Origin of the sequence: Sorangium sp. So ce1335, from assembly GCF_051521615.1 — a bacterium.
Taxonomy (GTDB): Bacteria; Myxococcota_A; Polyangia; order Polyangiales; family Polyangiaceae; genus Sorangium.
The window spans coordinates 10336556-10356974 of the sequence record NZ_CP150363.1; the positions used below are offsets into that span (position 1 = coordinate 10336556).

The 20419-nt window shown below is 73.2% G+C and carries 15 protein-coding genes; 6 read left to right on the forward strand and 9 right to left on the reverse strand.

Translation table 11 applies throughout. From position 1 onward, the window contains the following. The first annotated feature begins 350 nt into the window (after positions 1-350). On the forward strand, positions 351-1010 hold the full coding sequence (locus tag WMF24_RS38650; protein WP_437732459.1) for a hypothetical protein: 660 nt from the start codon (positions 351-353) through the stop codon (positions 1008-1010). Between the two features lie 64 nt (positions 1011-1074). Here the strand turns inward: WMF24_RS38650 and WMF24_RS38655 are convergent, their stop codons facing one another. The 8 genes from WMF24_RS38655 to WMF24_RS38690 all read right to left on the reverse strand — a co-directional run bounded on the left by WMF24_RS38655 (position 1075) and on the right by WMF24_RS38690 (position 14124). Next, positions 1075-2088 carry an ADYC domain-containing protein gene (locus WMF24_RS38655; RefSeq protein ID WP_437732460.1) on the reverse strand — a complete coding sequence of 338 codons (1014 nt, stop codon included), beginning with the start codon at positions 2086-2088 and terminating at the stop codon, positions 1075-1077. 134 nt (positions 2089-2222) lie between these two features. Beyond that, positions 2223-6068, reverse strand: coding sequence for an nSTAND1 domain-containing NTPase (locus tag WMF24_RS38660; protein WP_437732461.1), 3846 nt, complete (start codon positions 6066-6068; stop codon positions 2223-2225). Positions 6069-6277: 209 nt separating this feature from the next. After that, the gene (locus WMF24_RS38665) at positions 6278-7609 is read right to left on the reverse strand and encodes a monooxygenase (protein ID WP_437732462.1); all 1332 of its coding nucleotides are present in this window, start codon (positions 7607-7609) and stop codon (positions 6278-6280) included. Between the two features lie 146 nt (positions 7610-7755). Beyond that, on the reverse strand, positions 7756-8478 hold the full coding sequence (locus tag WMF24_RS38670; protein WP_437732463.1) for a potassium channel family protein: 723 nt from the start codon (positions 8476-8478) through the stop codon (positions 7756-7758). Continuing rightward, on the reverse strand, positions 8462-9988 hold the full coding sequence (locus WMF24_RS38675) for a cation:proton antiporter (protein ID WP_437732464.1): 1527 nt from the start codon (positions 9986-9988) through the stop codon (positions 8462-8464). Before WMF24_RS38675 ends, WMF24_RS38670 begins: the two co-directional genes overlap by 17 nt. A gap of 220 nt (positions 9989-10208) precedes the next feature. Further along, complete coding sequence (locus tag WMF24_RS38680; RefSeq protein WP_437732465.1) at positions 10209-12047, reverse strand: SLC13 family permease; 1839 nt, start codon at positions 12045-12047, stop codon at positions 10209-10211. A gap of 167 nt (positions 12048-12214) precedes the next feature. Next, positions 12215-12793, reverse strand: coding sequence for a flavin reductase family protein (locus tag WMF24_RS38685; RefSeq protein WP_437732466.1), 579 nt, complete (start codon positions 12791-12793; stop codon positions 12215-12217). Positions 12794-12834: 41 nt separating this feature from the next. Beyond that, entirely contained in the window at positions 12835-14124 is a 1290-nt protein-coding gene (locus WMF24_RS38690) for a hypothetical protein (protein WP_437732467.1), read from the reverse strand. A gap of 351 nt (positions 14125-14475) precedes the next feature. On the opposite strand from WMF24_RS38690, the gene WMF24_RS38695 reads away from it, so the two are divergent. The 4 genes from WMF24_RS38695 to WMF24_RS38710 all read left to right on the forward strand — a co-directional run bounded on the left by WMF24_RS38695 (position 14476) and on the right by WMF24_RS38710 (position 17082). Beyond that, the gene (locus tag WMF24_RS38695; protein ID WP_437732468.1) at positions 14476-14685 is read left to right on the forward strand and encodes a hypothetical protein; all 210 of its coding nucleotides are present in this window, start codon (positions 14476-14478) and stop codon (positions 14683-14685) included. A 236-nt stretch (positions 14686-14921) separates the two neighbouring features. Beyond that, the gene (locus WMF24_RS38700; protein WP_437732469.1) at positions 14922-15437 is read left to right on the forward strand and encodes a hemerythrin domain-containing protein; all 516 of its coding nucleotides are present in this window, start codon (positions 14922-14924) and stop codon (positions 15435-15437) included. 205 nt (positions 15438-15642) lie between these two features. Continuing rightward, entirely contained in the window at positions 15643-15912 is a 270-nt protein-coding gene (locus WMF24_RS38705) for a hypothetical protein (RefSeq protein ID WP_437732470.1), read from the forward strand. Between the two features lie 354 nt (positions 15913-16266). After that, positions 16267-17082, forward strand: coding sequence for a CAP domain-containing protein (locus WMF24_RS38710; protein ID WP_437732471.1), 816 nt, complete (start codon positions 16267-16269; stop codon positions 17080-17082). Between the two features lie 16 nt (positions 17083-17098). On the opposite strand, the gene WMF24_RS38715 is transcribed toward WMF24_RS38710, so the two are convergent. Continuing rightward, positions 17099-17800 (reverse strand): tRNA-uridine aminocarboxypropyltransferase, encoded by a 702-nt coding sequence (locus WMF24_RS38715; protein WP_437732472.1) that lies wholly within the window; start codon positions 17798-17800, stop codon positions 17099-17101. 124 nt (positions 17801-17924) lie between these two features. On the opposite strand from WMF24_RS38715, the gene WMF24_RS38720 reads away from it, so the two are divergent. Next, a complete protein-coding gene (locus WMF24_RS38720) occupies positions 17925-20102 on the forward strand; it encodes a hypothetical protein (protein WP_437732473.1) in 2178 nt (725 codons plus the stop codon). Positions 20103-20419: the final 317 nt, after the last annotated feature.

Sequence of the window (20419 nt, forward strand, 5' to 3'; positions counted from 1 at the left end):
TCGAACGACGCACAGCGCCCCCGACCCCCGTGTCCGTCCTGCAATCCGGAGAGAGGCCACCTCGAGCGCGCAGGGACTCCGAGGCAAGGAGACCGGCTGTCTTGCACCGTCGCGCTCCCTGGCGCCTTTGCGTCCTCGCTCCTGGCGACTTCGCGTCCTGACGTTGGCCCACGCTCCGCCCGCGGCGCAGATCCCGGCCGCCTTTCGGGCTACGGCGGCATGCCTGCCTGGCGCAGGTGCGTCACGGCGCACGCTGGCACACACGTGGCACACTCCGCGCTTCGAGCCGCCGTTTGCCGCGGTTTCTCTCTGCCCTGGCGCTGGCGCCCATCGTGCATTGGTGGATCGCCATGAGAAAACACGCTTCGACGCTCTGTATCTTGATGCCCCTCCTGCTGACCGCCTGCAACGTGGGCTTCGTTGACGGCGGGACGAACGACGGCGGCGCGACCGACCCCGTCGCGCCGTCGGGAGAGGGCATCTCGGTGGGACATGACGGCTGCGGCGGGTCGGACGGCGGCGGCGGGCCGGGCGACGCGCTGCCGGCCGTCGCGCTGACGCGCGCTCAGATGGACGTGCTCTGGGACGAGTACTGGGCAAACCAGGACGACATCGGGACCGGGAGCACCGGGGGGGGCGCCACGGAGCTCGATCCCAACGACCTCTTTCTCCGCGCGTCCGATCTCGGCGTGTCGTGCGGCTCGCCGACAACCAAGCTGACGTGCGGCGGGCACTGGTCGCTGAGCATCGTCCTGCCGAGCGCCTACCAGCAAGTCGGGGTCTATGACCTGGAGGACCCCGCGCTCGTCCAGTACAGCATGATGAGCGAGACAGGCGAGCCCTACTCGCCGCGACCGGACGATTGCCCGTGGGGAGGTGGGAGCTTCGGCCCGGGCACGCTCGAGATCCTCGCCATCGACGAGGCCGAGGTGCGGTTCCGGGTCACCCTGGACTCCTCGATCTGGGACGCCGATCCCAGCGGAGAGTACACGGCGCCGCGCTGCCCGTGAGCGCTCCCTCCGGCACTCCCGCCGGGGCGCGGCCGCCACCGCGCGCTGGCGCCCGCGCCGCGGCCTACTGAAGGCTCACGTTGCCCGTGAACGACGCGTTCCGCAGCAGGCGCCGCTGGCCGAGCGGCGTCGTGAAGCCGTTCGCCACGTGGAACGTCGACGTGTCCCCGCCGCAGCTCGGGTCGCTCCCGGCCCACCGCTCCGGGCAATGCGCCATGATGTAGTCGCGGTCCGGGTTGCTCGCCCCGAGGCCCTTCCACCGCGTGTGCTTGATGCAGGCGGCGCCGCCCACGGTCCACTCCGCCTCGAGGCTCATCCCGGAGCCCTCGGTCTCCCTCTGGATGCCGAGCGCGTCCCAGACGTCGATCGCCGTCCCGGTCTTCGTGTGCGGCACGCCGTCGCCGCAGTAGTCCGCGCGCACGAGGCGGACGCACGCCTGGTGAAGGTACGAGAGATCCCGGCTTTCGCAGGCGCCTCCGCGGCACTCCGCCAGGGTCGCGCCCGCGCCGTAGCCCCACTCCGCGCACTTCCCGATCGCCGCGCCCTGGCAGCCGAACGTGAAGCTGCTCCCGTCGTCCGCGTAGGCGCCGGTCGCCGCGTCCCACGTCCCGCGCACCGGGATCGCCTCCAGGCCCTCACCGCAGATGTTCGCCCAGGCGCCGCCGCCGGCGGGGTGCTTCACCGTGTAGTACGAGATCCCGCTGCGCTCGACGACGTTCGTGATGCGGACGGTGATCGTCGACCGGTCGTCAAGGACCGCCTCGAGGTCCGCGCCGATGAAGTCGGCCCCGCGGACGGGCCGGCCGTCGCTCGCGCGCGTCCCGACCAGCGTCGTCGCGCTCAGCGAGACGCCGTTGAAGCGGACCCCGTTGAAGCGGACCCCGTTGAAGCGCACCCCGTTGAGCTGGAACCCGTTCAGGTACGTGCCGTTGAGAGCGAGGGTGTTGAGCGCCCGCAGGGCGAGCGCGGTCTCCGCCGTCTCCTCCCCACCCTCCTCGCCGCCCATCTCCGCGGCGCACCCACCGCCAAGGGACAAGAGCCCGACCATCGCCACCGCCAGGACCCCTCGCTGCACCATGATCGCCTCCCGAAGCTGACGCCGAACACCGAGACGCCGTTGCGTCGACGAGCTCCCCTCCGGCTCCCGGGCCCCGGCCGCGCGTGTCACGCGGCCTGGAGGCGCCGCCGTGGCGCCGCGCATCCCCCTCGCCTTCACGGCGGTGGTGGGAACGAGGCGCAGATGCGGAGACCGATCACCGGATCGAGGAAGGTGCCGTCGACGACGGTCCGATTGTCACTCCGGACCGATGTTTGATCGTAAAGGTATGCGCCGCCGCGTAAAAGGACTTTATCAACCTCTATTGAAGAAATCGCCCACTCGAGGACGTTCCCGGCCATATCGTCGACGCCGAAGGGACTACGTGAGGCGGGGTGCGAGCCGACCTCATCCGGACCCATCGTGGAGCTCTCTTTGCCGTAGGTCTCATCGAAGTTGGCGTCTCCGGGAGAGAGGCTGTCCCCGTGCGGGAAGATGCGGCTGTCGGCGCCGCGCGCCGCGCGCTCCCACTCGTGATCGGTGCAGAGGCGCGCCCCGCGGACACGGCCCGTCCTGTGGAGCCACGCGGCGTACTCGGTGGCCTGCGCGAACGAGATGCCGGTGACCGGAAAGCGAAGCCAGTCCTGGTGCGCTCGCACCGCCCGCGCGCCATAGACGAGCGGCTCCCCGGCGCGCGCCGTGTAGGCTTGCACCGTGGGCTGAATTGTGAGCTGCCATACACCGCTCGGGAGCTGGCGGAGCCCGAGGGCGCCTGTCATGGCGCCGTTGCCCGCCTGGATCGAGGGGCGGCCGCGGGGCTCTCTCGGGAGCGCCTCGATGTAGTCGAGCCACTCCTGGAACGTCGTCTCGTGGCGCGCGATGAGGTAGGCGCCCGTGCTGATCTCGTGGAGCGGAACGGTGGAGAGGAACGCCCACCGGTACATGTCGTCCAGCGCGGCGCCGAAGAGGAACCGGCCCGGCGGGATGTAGATGAACCCCGGCGGGACGTCGCCGACGGGCGGCAGCGGGACGGAGAGCCGCAGCGACTCCCCGCGGCGGACGAGGAATGGATAGCGGACGATGGTGCGATTCCGCGCCTCGCAGGTGAGCAGGTAAGAGCCCTGCGCGAGCGAGATGTCCGCGAGGGGCGTCGCGCCGAGCAGCCGCCGGTCGACGAGGTGCCGGCGGCCGTCGGCGTCGCTCTCGTACCGCTCGATCGTGATCTCCGCGCCGGGAGGGTCGGTCTCGATGGCGACCTCGGCGGGCGCGTTCCACCGCTGCCGGCGCGCGCCGTCGGGGTCGTAGGTGGTCATGCGCTGGAGCAGCTCGTCGCGCAGCGAGGTGTGGCCGCGCCGGTCCGCGGCGAGCGCGCGCTCGTAGAGGATGTCGCCGAGCCGCGCGCGCGCGTCGGCGCGCGTGCCGTCGAGCGTGAGCGCCCCCTCCAGCTTCTGGCTCGCCTGCAGGTACAGCCCCTCGGCCTCGGCGGCGCGCCGGCGCGCGCGCTCCCAGAGCGCCTCGCCCTCGTCGCGGCGCCGGTCGTCGAACGCCGAGATCGCCTCCGCGGCGAGCGCCTCGGCCGCGGCGCTCTCGCGCGCCGCGGCGGACGCGGTGACGGTCGCCTCCTGGATCTTCCGGTCCGCCCGCGCAGCGAGCTGGCGCACGGCCCTGAGCTCCAGCGCGCCGTAGAGCAGCGCGGCCACGAGCGGCACCCCCACGGCGAGCGCCCACCGGATCGCCCGCTGCGTCAGGACGGCGCGCCGCGACGCCCGGAGGAACGCCGCCTCACGCGGCGGCAGGTCGCCCGGATCGAGGCCCTTCGCCTCCTTGAGCTGGCGCGCGCTGAAGAGCGCGTCGCGGCGCCGGCCGAGCCGCTCCCACTCGGCGGCGGACGCCTCGAGGCGCTGGCGCATCGCGCGCTGCTCGCGCTGCTCCTCGAGCCAGTGGCGCAGCGTCCCCCAGCCGTGGATCAGCGCCTCGTGGGCGATCTCGTAGACGGTGCCCTGCTCGCCCTCACGCGCGAACACGAGGCGCCCCTGCACGAGCGCGTCGAGCGCGGCGCGCGCCGCCTCGTCGCCGCAGCGCTGCGCGAGCTCGGCCTCGGCGCGCCGCGCCCGCGTGCCCTGCGGCGTGATGAGCGCGCCGAGCAGCCGCCGCGCGGCCGCGTGGACCGCGGGCGGCATGCGGCCGAGCACGCGATCGGCGTGGCGGGCGAGCGCGCCCTCGACGCCGCCGATCTGCGCGAGATCGGCGCTGCTGAGCGGCGCGTCGGGCGCGGCGCGGGCGTCCCACAGCTCGGCGAGCGCGAACTGGAGCAGCGGCAGGCCGCCCTCGGCGCGCGCGGTCGACTCGACGAGCGCGTCGACGACCGCGTCGGACTCGAACGCGACGCCCTTGGCCCGCGCCGGCCCGGTGATCGCCTCGCGGAGCTTGTCCGCCGTCATCGGGCGGAGCAGGTAGAGCGCGCGCTCGATCTCGTCGCCGAGGCCCGAGATGCCGGCGACGCGCGCGAGGAAGTCGCCGCGCACCGTGGCGAGCAGGCGCAGCGACGGCGAGCGCGCCGCGAAGGCGCTGAGGACCTCGCCGACGAGCGCCGCCTCGGCCGGGTTGCTCAGCGTCGCGAGCTCCTCCATCTGGTCGACGAACAGCACGAGCCCGGCGTGCTCGCCGAGGCGCGCCCGGAGGTCGCGGACGAGCGAGCCGGGGGCCGCGCGCACGGCCGCGGCGATGTGCTCGGCGGGGGCCTCGAGGACGGGCTCGAGCGCGGCGGCCAGGGCGGCGAGCGGGTGCCGGCCGGGCACCATCATGGCCGCCTGGAAGTCGCGCGCGCCGCCGAGGCCGCCCTCGAGCACGCGCGAGAGCACGCCGGCCCGGCAGAGCGACGACTTGCCCGAGCCCGAGTCGCCGGCCACGACGATCATCGGCTCGGAGCGCAGCCGGTCGAGGATCGTCCCGGTCTCGGAGCTGCGCCCGTAGAAGACCGCGCGGTGCTCGAGGTCGAAGACGAGCAGGCCGCGGTAGGGGTTGCCCTCCGGGGCGATCGCGGCGTGCCGGCTGCGCGCGAGCAGCTCCTCCAGCGCGTCGCGCAGCTCGTCGCCCGAGGCGAAGCGGGCCGCGGGGTCGATCTCGAGGCACCGCTCGATGACCATCGCGAGCCGCGCGTCGATGCCCGGGGCGAGGACGGCGAGGGGCCGCGGCCGGTAGCTCACGGCGACGCGCGGGAGATCCTGCGGGTCGACGTCGCCGTGCGGCGGCGCGCCGGAGCAGAGCTCGAAGAGCAGCGCGCCGAGCGAGTACACGTCCGAGCGGCGCGTCGCCAGGTCGCCGCGCCACAGCTCGGGCGGCAGGTAGTGGGGCGTGCCGCCGCTCACGTGCTTCGTCGCGTCGAGGAGCCGCGCCGCCATCTCGGCGGTCCGGACGATCTCGCCGTCGAGCGGCTCGTCCGCCTCGGGGCGCGCGGCCGGATCGAGGAGCTTGGCGAGGCCGAAGTCGAGCAGCTTCGCCTCGCCCTCCTCGGTGAGCACCGCGTTGCCCGGCTTGATGTCGAGGTGCAGCACCCCGCGGCGGTGGGCGGCGGCGAGGCCGCGCGCGAGCCCCGCGCCGAGCTCGAGCACGCGCTGCCACGGCATCGGCACGTCGACGCAATCGAGGCTCTCGCCGCGGACGAACTCCGAGACGATGAACATCTGGCCGCGGAGCTCGCCGACGCGGTAGACGGCGACGACGTTCGGGTGCTGGATGCGGGCGGCCGCGCGCGCCTCGGCGAGCAGCCGCGCGCGCACCCCGGCGTCCGCCGACGCCGCGCGGATGAACTTCACCGCGACCATGCGGTCGAGCAGCGTGTCGTGCGCGAGGTAGACGTCCCCCATGCCGCCGCTGCCGAGCTTGTGGATGAGGCGGTACTCCTCGACCCGGCTCGGCGGGATGAAGCTCGGCGGCGGCGCGTCCGCCGCCCGCGGCCATGTGTCGGTGCCGCCGGGCCGGAGGGCGGCCTGCGAGAGGGTGGAGGCTGAGCTGTGTTTCACGGTGACGTGACGCGCCCGTCCTTGCCGGGAGACTATACCCGCCTCGCGGGGAGAAGCTCCGCGTCGAAGTCGACGAGGACGCAGGATACCGCGCGACGCGCGGCGGCAGTCCATCTGTCCTGCAATGTGCAGAATCGCCGCCCCGGCGAGGTGTCAAGTCGCGCGCGTGGGCTGGATCTCCGCCGCGACGCGGCGCGGCGCGGCGGAGGTCAGCGCCCGGTCATGTAGAAGGTGGCGAGGCACATCTCATCGTTCGTGCCCTCTCCCCACACAACATCTCGCGGGACGCGCGGCTGCCCGTCGACGATCGGCTGGTTCTCCGGCGTGTTGTCCCAGTGACACTCGACCGACAGCTTGTCGCCCGGATTGAGCACCTTGGGCGCGGCGAGCGTATAACTACCTTGCCAGTGGAAATCCCAGCGCGGGATATCGAGCACGCACTCCGAGCTGCCGTCGGCGCGCTCGATCTCCAGCCGCGCGCGGCGGCCGAGCGTGTGCATGTGGAGGGCCGCGATGTGGAGCTCGATCGGCTCGCCGTCGGAGAGCGGGCGGGTGGGATCCGTCCCCCAGCGGTGGGCGACGTCGGCCTCGAAGGCGGGGATCAGCATGGAGTCGCCGACGAGCCAGGCCGGGTTCGCCCACGGCTGGGTGGAGCCCTCCCGCTCGACCGAGCTCTCGAGCGTCAGGTCGATCGCGGAGCGATCGGGCAGCTTGCCCGCCGAGAGCGTGTTGTAGTGGACCTGCACGACCAGCCGGGAGCCGGGCTCGATCCGGGTGCCCGTCCCCTCGGGGAAGTTCAGGCTCCCGGCGCCGGGGACCCAGCCCCCGAGCCAGCCCAGCCTGAGCCCGGGCCCGCCGAAGCAGGTATAGCCGGGGCCCGGGTCGGCCGCGTCGAGCGCGTCGAGCGTCTCGAGGTGCTCCGGCGCGGCCATGAAGGCGATCACGTGGTGGACGATGCGCTCCTCGCCGGGCCTCACCTGGAAGCCCGTGACGTAGCGCGTGCTCTCCTCCGGCCAGTCGATGATGAAGCAGCGGTAATCGTCGGGCGCCGCCTGCGGGGTGTACTCGACCGGCATCTCGAGGGTCAGGTCCACCCGCTCGAGCGCGCTGCTCTTCGGCGCCTCGATCGGCGGGCCCTCCTCGGCCGGGTCGCCCGCGGCCGCGCCGCCGTCGACCCACGCGGCGATCTTCTGGATCTGCGCCTCGGACAGGGAGCGATCGCCCACGTAATCGGCGCAGCCGCTGTCCGCCGGCCACGGGGGCATCGTGCGATCGACGACGGCCCGCTTGATGTGCGGGGCCCAGGTCGCCGCCGCCTCGTGGCCCTCGAGCGAGAACGGCGCGATGCCGCCGCCGCTGTGGCACCCGGCGCACCTCGCGTCCAGGATCGGCTTGACGTCCCTGTAATAGGAGACCGCGGCCTGGACCCCGCCGCCCGCTGCGCCCCCGGCCTCGTCGTCGCCGCCGCACGCCGCGAGGGCGACGGCCAGAGCGACGCCCATCCACGCCCGTGAGCCCGTGAAACCCGCGCACATCGACATGGAAACACCTGCCTTGTCTCAGCGTCGCCGGGCGACGTTCAACGACGCCCGGCGATGTTCAGTGTCGTTCAGCAACGATCAGCGATGTTCAGCGACCGTCAGCGTCGTTCAGCGACGATCAGCGTCGTTCAGCGACGATCATCTGCTCATCTCCGTTCGAGGGTCCCCCCGTTCGCCGGATCGCGCCGGAGGAAGAACGCGATGACCTCCGCGAGCTCGTCGCGCGCGGCCACGAGGAGCACCGTGGCGCCCCCCGCGACGACGGAGGAGCCGCGCGGCGCCTCGACGCGGCCGTCGGGGCGGTAGACGCCGGCGAAGACGCACGACGCCGGGAAGCCGGAGCTGCCCGCGATGACGCTCACGGTGCGGCCCGCGACCATCGAGTCGACGGGGATGTCGAGCTCGAACGCCACCGACTCGCCGGTGCCGAGCACCATCGCGTGCCGGACGCCCGGGTGCTCGATGGCGGTGGCCATCGCGCCGATGAAGACGTCGATCTCGGAGAGGATCCGGTGGACCCCCGCGCGGACGTACACGCTGCGGTAGTCGGGGTCGCGCATGCGCACCATCACGCGCTTGGCGCCCGCGGCCTGGGCGAGCAGCGCGACGGCGAGGTTGTCGGCGTCGCGGCGGAGCATGGCCACGACGACGTCGGCGCGCCCCACCTCGGCCTCCTTGAGGAGCCCGGCGTCCGTCGCGTCGCCCACGAGCGAGACGAGGCCGTGGCGCTCGAAGGCGCTCGTGGCGATCGCGTCGTCGCGATCGACGATGGTCACCTCGTGGCCCGTCTTCGCGAGGTGGACCGCCACGCTCAGCCCTGCGCGCCCGGCGCCCACGATGAGCACGCGCATCTCAGCCGCCTCCTTCATGCTCGTGCAGCGTCATCATCTCGCGATCGATCTCGCCCACGTGGGCGTTCGCCGTCTCGTCGGCGATGAGCCCGCGCCTCGCGGCGTCGAGCACCGCCGCCTTCTGCGCCGAGAGCAGCGCGAGGTCGGTCATGTGATCGCGCTCCACCTCGCCCTGCGGCGACTGGAGCGCCGCCTCCGCCGCGATGACCCGGCGCTGGAACGCGGCCCGGCGCTCCGCGTGCTCCTTGCGGGACACGAGGCCCGAGGCGAGCAGGTCGTCGAGCTCGGCCTGGCCGCGGCGCGCGGCGATGAGCGTCGCCTTCGCGGCGTCGAGCGCGCCGTCGGTGCTCGGGGCCGCGACCTGCAGGAACTTGAGCAGCCGCGCGAACGGCAGCGCCTGCACGACGAGGGTCACGAAGGTCACGCCGAAGACGATCGTGATCAGCCGCTCGCGGAACGGCATGTCCTTCGGGAGGCTGAGGACGGCCGCCATCGAGAGCGCGCCCTTGATGTTGCCGACGAGCATCACGTGCTGCCAGCGGAACGGCACGACCTCGCGCGTCATGGCGCGGAGGACGCCGAAGCAGCCGTAGACGGCCACCGCCCTGCCCGCGTGCAGGGCGATGAGCGCGAGGCCGATGGAGGCCGCCTCGCGCACGAGCATCTCCGCCTGGATCTGCATGCCGACGAGCAGGAAGAGCAGCACGTTGAGGAAGAAGCCCGTCGTCTCCCAGAACCCCTCCAGCGCGAGCACGCGCGAGGGCTCGAGGTGGCGGCGCGCCGCCTTGCCGACGACGACGCCGGCGACGACCACGGCGATGACGGGCGAGGCGTGGAGCCGCTCGGTGAGCAGGGCCGTGGCGAACACGAGCACGAGCGAGGCGAGGATCGCGGTCAGGTGGTCCGGCGTGCGGCGGAGCAGGACGGCGCCGAGGGAGCCGAACGCGCCGCCGAGGACGGCGCCGCCGAGCATCGCCATCGAGAGCGCGCGGAAGGTCTCGACCGCGTCGAACGTGCCGCTCGCGAGGACGCGCGAGGCGAGCATCACGAGCACGAGCGCCGTGCCGTCGTTGAAGAGGCTCTCCCCCTCCATGATCGCGGCCAGCCGGTGCGGGACGCGGACGCTCCGGAAGGCGAGCAGCACGCTCACGGTGTCGGTGATGGCGAGCAGCGCGCCGAGGAGGAGCGCCGCAGAGAACGGGAGATCGAGCACCAGCGTCGCCACCGCGGCCGTGCCGAGCAGCGAGATGAGCACCCCCGGCACGGCGAGCGCGAGGATGGGCCGGCTCGCGGCGCGCAGGCTGTCCGCGTCGGCGGCCAGGGCGCCCTCGAAGACGAGCACCGGGAGGAACGCGATGAGGATGAGGTCCGGGTCCATCGGCGTGTTCGGCAACACGTCGATGACGACGAGGAGGAGCCCGATGAGGACGAGCGCGACGTTGTAAGCGACCCCGATGCGCTTGGCGCCGATGGCGACGACGGAGCCGACGGCCAGGACGAGGAGCAGGCTCTCGAGCCGCTCCCTCATGCGTCGCCCCGCGGCGGCGAGGCGAGGAGCGTGTCTGTCGGCGCGCGCGGCGGGCACGCCGCGGCGCTCGTGAGGTCCTCGATGACGATCACCGTAGATCCTCCGCTACCTGATCGCTCCGGGATCCGCAAGCCACGCGTCCAGCGCGCGTCCCACACGCGTCCAGCGCGTCGGCGCGCGTCCGATTGCGCGCCCACGACGGAGGCGCGTTTGCGGGCGCTCAGAAGGGCCAGACGAGCGGGACGACGATCACGGTGGTCGCGAGCACGAGGAGCTGCAGCGGCAGGCCGACCCGGGTGAAGTCCTTGAACTGATAGCCGCCGGGCCCCATGACGAGGATGTTCACCGGAGAGGCGATCGGCGTGGCGAACGCCGCGGAGGACGCGAACGCGACCCCGAGGAGCAGCGGCTCCGGCGCGAGGCCGAGCGCCCCGGCCAGGCGGACCGCGAGGGGGGCCATGAGCACGGCCGTCGCGGTGTTCGACAGGACCATGCCTATCGCCGACGTGGCCAGGACGAGCAGCCCGAGGACCACCGCGGGGCGCGCCCCCGAGAGCAGCCCCTCGACGGCGGAGACGGCGGCGCCCATCGCGCCGGTGCGCTCGAGCGCGGTGGCGAGGGGGACCATGCCGGCGATGAGCACGACGCTCTCCCAGTTGACGGCGCGGTAGACGTCCGCGGCGCGCACGCACTGCGCGAGCACGAGGAGGACCGCGGCGAGCAGCACGGCGACGACGTTGGGCAGCCACCCGAGCGCCATGCAGACGAGCATGCCCAGGGTGATGCCCACGGCGACGACGGCGCGCTCGCGGTCGACGAGGACGTCGCCCTGCGGGTCGGGCTCGGCGACGAGCACGAGGTCGCGCCGCTCGTCCCGCAGGTTCTTCAGGTGCTTGAGCCGCCCCTTCACGAGGAGCGTGTCGCCGGCGCGGAGCTTCAGATCGCGCAGCTCGGGCGTCGCGTGGAAGACCGGGAGCCACCCCTCGCCTCGCCGGATCGAGAGCACGCTCGCGCGGTAGCGATCGCGGAACCTGGCGTCCCTCAGGGTCTGCCCGGCGAGGCGGGAGCGCCGCGGCAGCACCACCTCGGCGAGCGACTCCTCGGGGGGCAGCGAGAAGATGGGCCGCGCCGGGAGCGCCTCGAGCCCGAAGCTGTCGACGAGCGCCGCGATCTTCTCGTCGCTCCCGAGCAGGCGCAGCTCGTCGCCGGCGGCGAACGCCGTCTGCGGCACGACGCGCTGCGCCTCGAGGCCGTGGGGCCCGGGGCGCGCGATGCCGACCACGGTCACGCCGAAGTCGGCCCGCACGTTCGCCGCGCCGAGCGTGAGGCCGGCGAGCCTTGCGCCGGGCGGGACGCGCGCGGCGCGCAGGGCGCTGCCGAGCCCGTATTCCATCGAGAGGTCGTCGAGCGAGAGGGCGCGCGGCGCGCCCGCGTCCGCCCTGTCGGCCTTGCTGGGAAGCGCGCGGCGGCCGAGCGAGATCATGTACGAAACGCCGACCGCGAGCACGACGAGGCCGGGGAGGGTGAAGCTGAAGAAGCGGAACGGCTCGCGGCCGGCCGCGCGGAGCGCCTCGCTGACGAGCAGGTTCGGCGGGGTGCTGATGAGCGTAAGGTTGCTCCCGAGGTGGGCCGCGAACGCGACGGGCATGAAGAGCCGCGCCGGCGCGATCCCGCGGCGGAGCGCGAGCGTCCCGACCACCGGCAGGAGGATCGCCACGGTGCCGGTGGAGCTCATGAAGGCGGACACGAGCGCGGTCACCCCCATCACCGCCGCGGTCACCCTGGCCTCCCCGCCGCCGGCGAAGCGCTCGAGGCGCTGGCCCAGCCAGTCGGCGACGCCGGTGTCGGTCAGCGCTGCGCCGACGACGAACAGGCCGGCGATCATGAGCACCGCCGGGTTCGAGAACCCGGCGAGCGCCTCCGGGACCGTCGTCACGCCGGAGATCGTGAGGGCGAGCAACGACAGCATCGCCACGACGTCGAGCCGCAGGCGATCGCTCACGAAGAGGACGATCGTGAGCCCGAGGATGACGAGCGCGAGGATGGCCGCGGAGGTCATGGGGGCGGCGCAGCCTATCGAGATCGTCGCGAGATTGCACGACGGGCGGCGGGCCGCGCGCGCCGGCTCACCTCCCGTTCCGGCGCGCGAGAATGGATTGGGTCTCGAGCCTATCGCGCTCGCTCATCTTCATGCCGTCGTGACCGTGCCGGCTCGTCGTCGCTCCGTCACAGCATCCCGGGACGGAAGAGCCGGCGATAGCGGCTCGTGTTCGACCCGGAGAGCATGAAGACGCCATCACCGCGGTAATGGATCGTCCGCGGATAGCGCGGCGTCGTCGCCGCGTGCGCCTTGACCACCTCGAAGACGAAGAAATTGTAACGCTCCACGAGGCGAGCGTCCGCGAGCCGACACTCGAGGTTCGCGTGGCACTCGGCGATGAGCGGCGCCCCGACCGCCGCGGCAGGGACGGGCGTGAGCCCGAAGGCGGAGAACTTGTCCGTGTCTCGGCCCGAGCTGTTGCCGATGCGCACCACGATCTCGGCGAGATCCACCGTCGGGATGTTGATCACGCACTCCTTGCTCCGGCGAATCATCTCGAAGCTGTGATTCCCGCTGCTGATGACACACCCGACGAGCGACGGCGTGAACTCCATCACCGTGTGCCAGCCCATGGTCATGATGTTCGTCTCGCGCCGCCACGCCGAGCTGACGAGGACGATCGGGCCGGGCTCGAGGAACCGACGGATCTCGGCCACCGGGAAGTCCTTCTTGGCACGGGTCTTCCTCCGGGGTGCTCGGCGCATCGTGTCAGGTGCCGTGAGTCAGGTGCCGTGAGCCGGGCGCCTCAGCTCCACGTCTCGGCGCGCCGCGGATGGCGCGTCTCGATCGCCTCGGCGTGCCCCCTCAGCCCGCGGGCGGCGGGGAGGTTGCCGTGCGTCTCGAAGATGTCCGCGAGGGCGAGCCCGAGGATGACGATCTGCTGCGGCTTCTCCAGCGCGCCGACGGTCGGGGCCACCGAGCCGAGCAGCTCGAAGGCCCGCCGCCACGCCCGCGCGGCGGCGTCCGGCATGTCGGCGTTGAGCGCCGCGTGCCCGGCGCAGCGGTGCATGTCCGCCGCGAACTCGCGGCTGCCGCGGCGGTCCGCGAGCTCGCCGGCGCGCGCGTACGCCTCCGTCGCGTCGAGGAACCGGCGCTGCTTGCTGTGGAGGCTGCCGAGCGAGGCATAGGCCTCGGGGATGATCCCGAGGAGGCCGCGCCGCTCGGCCTCCTTCAGCGCCGCGACGAACACCCGATGCCCCTCGTCCACCACCCCCGCCGCGATGAGCGAGCGCGCGCGCTGCATGCCCACGTGGACGGCCTCCTCCCCCAGCCCGCGGCTCACGAGCGTCTCCTCGGCCTGCTCCTGGAGCTGCGCCGCCTCGGCGTGCCGCCCCGCGTGAAAGCACCTGTCCGCCTCGTGCAGGAGGCGCCGCAGCGGGAGGAGCTCGGGGGTGCGGAGGGGCGAGCCGGGCGCGATGCGCACCTCCAGGTCGGCCGGGAGGCGCTGCCCGCGGGCCGAGAGATCGGTGATCGCGCGCTCCATCTCGACGAGGGCCGCGCTGTCGGCCTCCGGCCACAGGACGCGGGACGCGCCCTCGCCGACGCGCGCCGGCAGGTCGCCGACGCTCGAGTGAACCGCGTCCACGACGACCCAGCGCACGGGCGAGAGCTCGGGCCGCTGCGTGAGCCAGAGGATGTCGCGCGCGTACGCCGGCGGATCATCGACGTGCTGCGGCGCGAGCACCACGACGGCGCCCGCGCCCGGCGCGCGGGCAGCGAGGTGCGCCGCGAGGGCGCGCGCGAACGCGCTCAGCGGATCATCCAGGGGGCCGGGCTCGGCCGTCCCCGGTGAAGGCGCCTCCGGGGGACCGAGCTCGCGGGCCAGCGACCGCTCGCGGGCCGCCCAGCCGCGGCTGGGCCCGTAGACGGGGTCGGCCAGGACCCACACCGTCCGGGGCGCAGGCCCTGCCTCGCCGAGGGCCCGCAGCAGCGCGAGCGTGTGGCCATGGACATGCGCCGGGACGACGGCGTGCAGCAGGCAGGCTCGCTCGCCTGTGAAGATCGCGCTGAGCGCCCGGGCGATGTCGTGAATCATGTCGCTGTTCCTGGGCGGATTCTTGCTCCGATCCGCACCGAGGCCAAGCGAATGCGACCGCATTGCGGCGCCGCCCGGAGGACATCCGTGCAGCGGAAGCGCGCAGCGCGAGCGGGCGGCCGTTGCGCGTCGCAGGACGCCACGGTCGAGGCGATATGTCTCAGAGAGTGCGCGATCCGGAGCGGGGAAGCGACGGCGAGGAGGGCACGCGGGCTCATGGAGCTGCCTTTGGCCCGGGCGTTGCTGGACGTGGACGTGAACGACGACGAGGACGCTGAAGTGAAGAGTCGTTGAGTGACGAAGAACGTGCCCGGGGTCATCGCCACCGGGCGGACGGGAGGAGATGGTACCGTGAGAACATTGGTTCTGTCGCTGCTCGTGGGCGGCATGGTCATCGGTTGTGGTGGCAGCAAACCTCAGCCGGAGGGTCCGGCCGAGAACGCCGGCGAGGCCGTGGACGACGCTGCGCGCGACGTCAAGGACGAGGCGAAGGACGCTGCCGAGTCGACGGGCGACGCGGCCGAGGAGGCGGGCGACAAGATCGAGGACAAGACGGACTAGCGCCGGGCGAGCGCCGGCCCCCCAGAGCCGGCGCGGCCGCCACGCGGCGCGACGATCGAGATCGCTCAGGCCGTCCGGGCCCGGGGGCGAGCGAGGGCGCTCGTCTCCGGGCCCGGCGCGCCTGGAGACTGGAGAGCTGGCCGGAGCGTGTGCGCACGAGGTGCTCCGCGGTCGGCGATGAAATACGAAGGACCCCGGCCGTGCCGAGGCGCGGCTCGCACGTTGGAGGCAGAACGATGAAAGCGACCTCATTGCTCGAGAAGCAGCACCGCAAGGTGGAGTCCCTCTTCAAGCAGCTCGAGAGCGGCAAGTCGGAGCCGGCGCCGCTGCTCGCGGAGCTCGCGAACGAGCTCGCCGCCCACATGGCGATCGAGCAGGAGAGCTTCTATCCCGCGGTGCGGCAGATCAAGGAGGATCTGATCCTCGAGAGTTACGAGGAGCACGCCATCGCCGAGCTCGCCCTGAAGCGGCTGCTCGCCACCGACCCGGAGGACATCTCGTTCAAGGCGCGGGTGACGACGCTGAAGGAGCTCATCCAGCACCACGTCGAGGAGGAGGAAGAGGAGCTCTTCCCGAAGGTTGAGGAGGCCATCGACGAGAAGCGCCTGTCCGAGCTCGGCAAGGAGCTGAAGGCGGAGTTCGAGCAGCGGCTGGCCGAGGGCCACGAGGCGCTCCTCCCGGCCGGCTACAAGAAGACGTCCGCGGACAAGGCGAGCCACGCGCGACACACGAACGGGGCGAACCCGGCCTGACGAGGCCCGGCGCGCGGAGCGGGCGGAGCGCGATGGCGGTGGATGAGCCACGGGGGCGGCGAGGGCACGGACGCAGCGGACGCTCCGTGCCCTCGTCGCCCCCGTGGCTCTCTTTTGTGGTCGTCTTCGCGTTCGTCACGGCACGCGGCGCGCCGCCGGGAGCGCGCAGGCCCGGGGCGCGCGAGCGGCGGTTCGGCGGTCGATCATGGTAGAAGCAGTCGGCTGGCTCAGCTCCTTCATCCTCGTCCTGACGGTCGGGAAGCAGGTCTACAAGCAGTGGAAGAGCAAGACGAGCGAGGGCGTCTCGAAATGGCTCTTCATCGGTCAGCTCGCGGCCTCTGTCGGGTTCGTCGTCTATAGCTGGCTCGTCGAGAACTGGGTCTTCGTGGCGACGAACCTCCTCATGGTCGCCAACGCCCTCGCCGGCGCGGTGATCGTCTACATCCAGCGGCGGCGCGGCGCGCAGCAGCCGTAGACGGACGGGGTGAGGCCCCGGGGGCGTCGAGGCACGGGGGGCCGGCTGCCCGCGGGGCTCTCTGTCGCGCCTGGCGCTCTTGGCGCATTTCACCTTGCTGGTTTTCTTCTCTTCAAACTTGTCTCGCGCGATCGGAACAAACGCCGACCAACACCCCTCTGTGCGACACATACGCTTCTCTTCGCACAGCAACATCACAAGCCCAGAAGCCGCGGTCGAACCGATCAAGCATGCAAATATGCAGCGAGATCAGCCGATGTTGAGCGTGCATCAGGAACGCCGTAGACTCGGTCCATGCTTGACTCTTGGATTCACTCACGAGCCCTTGTGCTCACCGCAACAATCATCACGTCCATGCTGTCTGGCTGCATGGGCGAGCTGGGTGACGCGTGGGGCGAGAGCGAGAGCAGCGGGGCGTCGAGCGGCGACGGCGACGGGAGCTTCAGCGGCGCGCCCGGCAGCGGACCGAGCGCCGGCAGCGGCGGCTCGGCCGCCGCGGGCACCGGGGGCAGCGACGGCTCCGGCAGCCCGGCCGCCGGCGGCAGCAACACCTCGACGACCGTGAGCTCCGGGAGCACCGGCGGCTCACCGACCGGGGGCGCCGGCGGCAGCGACGGCTCCGGCGCCGCCCCCTCAGGTCCCGGCGGCGCCGGCGGCAGCGACGGCGCCGGCGGCTCACCGACCGGCGGCGCCGGCGGCAGCGACGGCGCCGGCGGCTCACCGACCGGCGGCGCCGGCGGCAGCGACGGCGCCGGCGGCTCACCGACCGGCGGCGCCGGCGGCAGCGACGGCGCGACGAGCGCGGCGCAGCTCTGCGTCGATACGATCAACCAGCACCGCGCCACGCTCGGATTGCCGCCCCTCGGGCGCTGGACCGAGGCGGAGGCGTGCTCCGATGAAGAGTGCGAGTCCGACGGGAACACCAACACGCCGCACGGCGCGTTCGGCGCTTGCAAGGAGAGGGCTCAGAACGAATGCCCCGGATGGCCCGGCCCCGCCGGATCGATGATCGTCCCGTGCCTGCAGCTCATGTGGGACGAGGGGCCCGGCGAGGACTTCAACCAGCACGGCCATTACCTCAACATGAGCAACCCCGAGTTCACGCAGGTGGCTTGCGGATTCCACACCTTCCCGGATGGCAGCGTCTGGGCGGTGCAGAACTTCCGGTGACCGGCGCTTCAGACGTTCACGGGCTCCCAGGACCGTGAAGATCTCGGCCCGGGACGGCCTCGTCGTCGTCCTCCTCGCCGCCGCCCTCCTCCCGCTCCTTCAGCTTGCCGGTGAGCCGCACGCACGTGGCGCGGTGCACCCACACGTCGAACGCCTCCATCATTTGCCGCTCGATCGCCGCGCCCTCCAGCAGCCCGAGCGCGCGCGCGACGGCCTCCAGCGTCGACAGCGCGCCCTCGTGCGGCGCGCGGCGCAGGCCATAGCGGCTCGGCGCCCCGTCCGGCAGGGTGACCGGCTCGGCGCCCCGCGCGTCGGGATCGCGGTGGAAAGCCCGGCGCGCCTGGTTCCAGTTGCCGTCGGGGACCAGCAGCACCACCGGCTCGCCGCGCGCGTCGTCGGGCGAGAGCGGGCGCGCGCCCGGCGACGGAAACAGCATGAGCCGGCGCCCCTCCGGCAAGGGCGGGCGCGGCCGCGGCGCGATCTCGCCGCGCACGCGCACCTCCGCGCCCTCGAGGAGGCGCGCGACGAGCCGGCCCGTGTTGGTGCTCCGGGTGCGCTCGATCCGGTGGGTCAGCAGCACGACGCGCGTGCGCACCGGGAGCCGGGGCAGCGCGCCGCAGAGGCACATCGCCTGCGGCAAGCCGCAGCCGCGGCAGCGCGGCGTCCCCCGCGCGCGGATGGGGGGCAGATCGGGCGGTTGCAGCGGGACGAACGTCATCGGGTGAGGACCGGGCGGGCCAGCGCATCCGCGCGACGTCGGCCGCCGGCCACGGCGCCGGACCCTAGCACGGGCGGCGCGCGGCGCCCGGGAACCTGGAGGAAGCCGCGGTGTCGTGACACCCATGCTTTCCCAACGGGCGCTCGCCTGCCGTCGAGCCGTCGCGCTGAGCCTCCTTGTCCTGAGCGCCGGGTGTCGCCTGCCCCCCGCGGCGCCGCCAGCCGCGGCGTCGGCGCTCCCCTTGAAGAAAGTGCGCCTCTACGAGACCGGCGTCGGCTATTTCGAGCGCAGCGGGGACATCTCGCCGAGCACCGATTCACTGCCCGTGCCGGCCTCTCACGTCGATGACGCGCTCAAGACGTTGATCGTGCTCTCCAGCGGAACAGCGCAGGTGAGAGGCATCGAGTTCGACAGCGTGCTGAGCGGCGGCCTGAGCCGCTCGCTCGCCGCGCTGCCGCTCGAGTCGGACACGCCGGTGACGTACCGGGACGTGCTGGAGAGCCTGCGCGGCATCGAGGTCGAGATCACCGCCGGCGCCGCGGCGTGGACAGGCCAGCTCGCCGAGGTGACCGACGCCCCGCCGAGCCAGCTCTCGCCGCCGGCGCCGGCGGCGGCCGCCCCTGGCGGCGGGAAGGCCTCCTCGGGCAAGGCCGCCTCGGACGAGCGCGACGCCGTCGCGCCGGACACCGAGGGCGACCTTTACCTCACCCTGATCCAGCGGGGCGGCGCGATCCGGCGCCTCCGCGCCTCGCGCGTCGACGAGGTGCGCCCCGTCGACCCGATCGTCGCGGGCCGGCTCGGCGCCGCGGTCGGCGCGCTGTCGGGGCGCGCGGCGCAGATCCGCCGGAGCCTGCGCGTCCTCGCGGAGAGCGCGGCGCCGGTGCGCCTCGGGTACATCGCGGAGACGCCGGTGTGGCGCTCGACGTACCGGCTGCTCCTCGGTGGCGGACACGCGCGGCTGCAGCGCTGGGCGCTCGTCCACAACGACACCGACGAGCCCTGGGCGGGCGTCCGCGTGGAGCTCGTCAACGGCCGGCCCGACTCGTTCCTGTTCCCGCTGAGCGCCCCGCGCTACGCGCGCCGGGAGCTCGCCCATCCGGACGAGAGCCTCTCGACCGTCCCGCAGCTCGCCGACAGGACCCCCGACCAGATCTGGGGCGACAACGCCGACGGCTCGACCACCTCCATGGGCTTCGGCAGCGGCTCCGGCAGGCTCGCGAGCAGCCACCGCACCAGGGGTCCGAGGATGTCCGCCGGGGTGGCCATCCCCGACGGGACCGCCGCGGAGAGCGACGCGCTCCGCATCGGCAACCTCGCCGAGGTCGCGCAGGCGGCGGGCGTCGAGAACGGCGCGCAGTTCACGTACCGGCTGGCCGAGGGGCTCCACCTGCGCGCCCACGGCTCGGCGCTCGTCCCGTTCACGCAGCGGGACGTCGAGGCCCGGCGGCTCACGTGGTTCGAGGGCGACGAGGCGCGGGGCCGCAGCGGGGCGCGCCTCGCGAACACGACCGCCCAGACGCTGCCCGCGGGGCCCATCGCCGTCTACGAGGCGAGCGGCTTCGCGGGCGAGACGGGGCTGCCGCGGCTCAAGCCGGGCGAGCGCGCCTTCCTCCTGTTCGGCGTCGATCTCGACGTCGAGCTCCGGACGACGGCGCGGCCCCCGGACAACGCGACGCAGCGGCTCGTCTTCGAGGGCGGGCGGCTCACCGAGCACTTCGTCCGCAAGCACCGGCGCACGTACGCGGTCGAGAACCGCGGCGGCGAGGAGCGGCGCGTCCACGTGGCGCTCGACATCGTCAAGAACGCGAGCACCCGCGGCTTCGACGCGGTGGACTTCGACGAGGCGAGCGACAGGCCGCTCGGCGTCCTGCGGGTCGGGCCGCGGAGCAAGCTGGCGCGCGAGGTGACGATCGACGAGGCTCTCCAGCGCTCGTATGACGTGCGGTCGCTCTCGGCGCGCGCGCTGCGGGAGAAGGCCGACGTCGCCGCGCTGCCCGCCGAGGGCCGCGCGACGCTGGGCGCCGCGGCGAGGCTATTCGAGGAGGTGGAGAAGACCGACCGCGACGCGGCGGCCGAGCGGGCGAGCATCGACCGGATCGAGAAGGACCTCGCGCGGCTGCGCGAGCACCTCGAGGCGCTCGGCGACAAGAGCGGCTCGCCGGCCGGCGCGAACCCGCTGGTCGTCCGCATCCTCGCGCTCGAGGACGAGCTCTCCGGCGCCCGCCGCCGCGTGGAGCAGCTCGAGGCGCAGCGCGAGGCGCGCCTCGCGGCCGTGAAGGGCGAGCTGGAGCGGCTCAGGTGACGGCGGGGGATGGTAGGGCGTGATCATCACCGCGGAGGCAGGGCCGCGGAGGGATGGCAGCGGCGCCGATCGGCCGACCTGCGGGTCCCACGTCGGTTTGACCGCGGGCCGTTCGCGCTCGATGAGCTCGCTGCCCTCCTCCTGCCGGTCGCGAAACGGCCTCGCCTGCGGAGGCAGATCGCGGAGCCCGCACAGCACGCCCAAGTTCGCGATCGCGTGCGGTTTTCGCGGACCCACCCTCTTGCCGCGATCCAGGACCGCGCCGACCTGCGTAGCCGGGCGACGACCAAGGCTTGCTCGCGGTCCGAGCGGCCGGT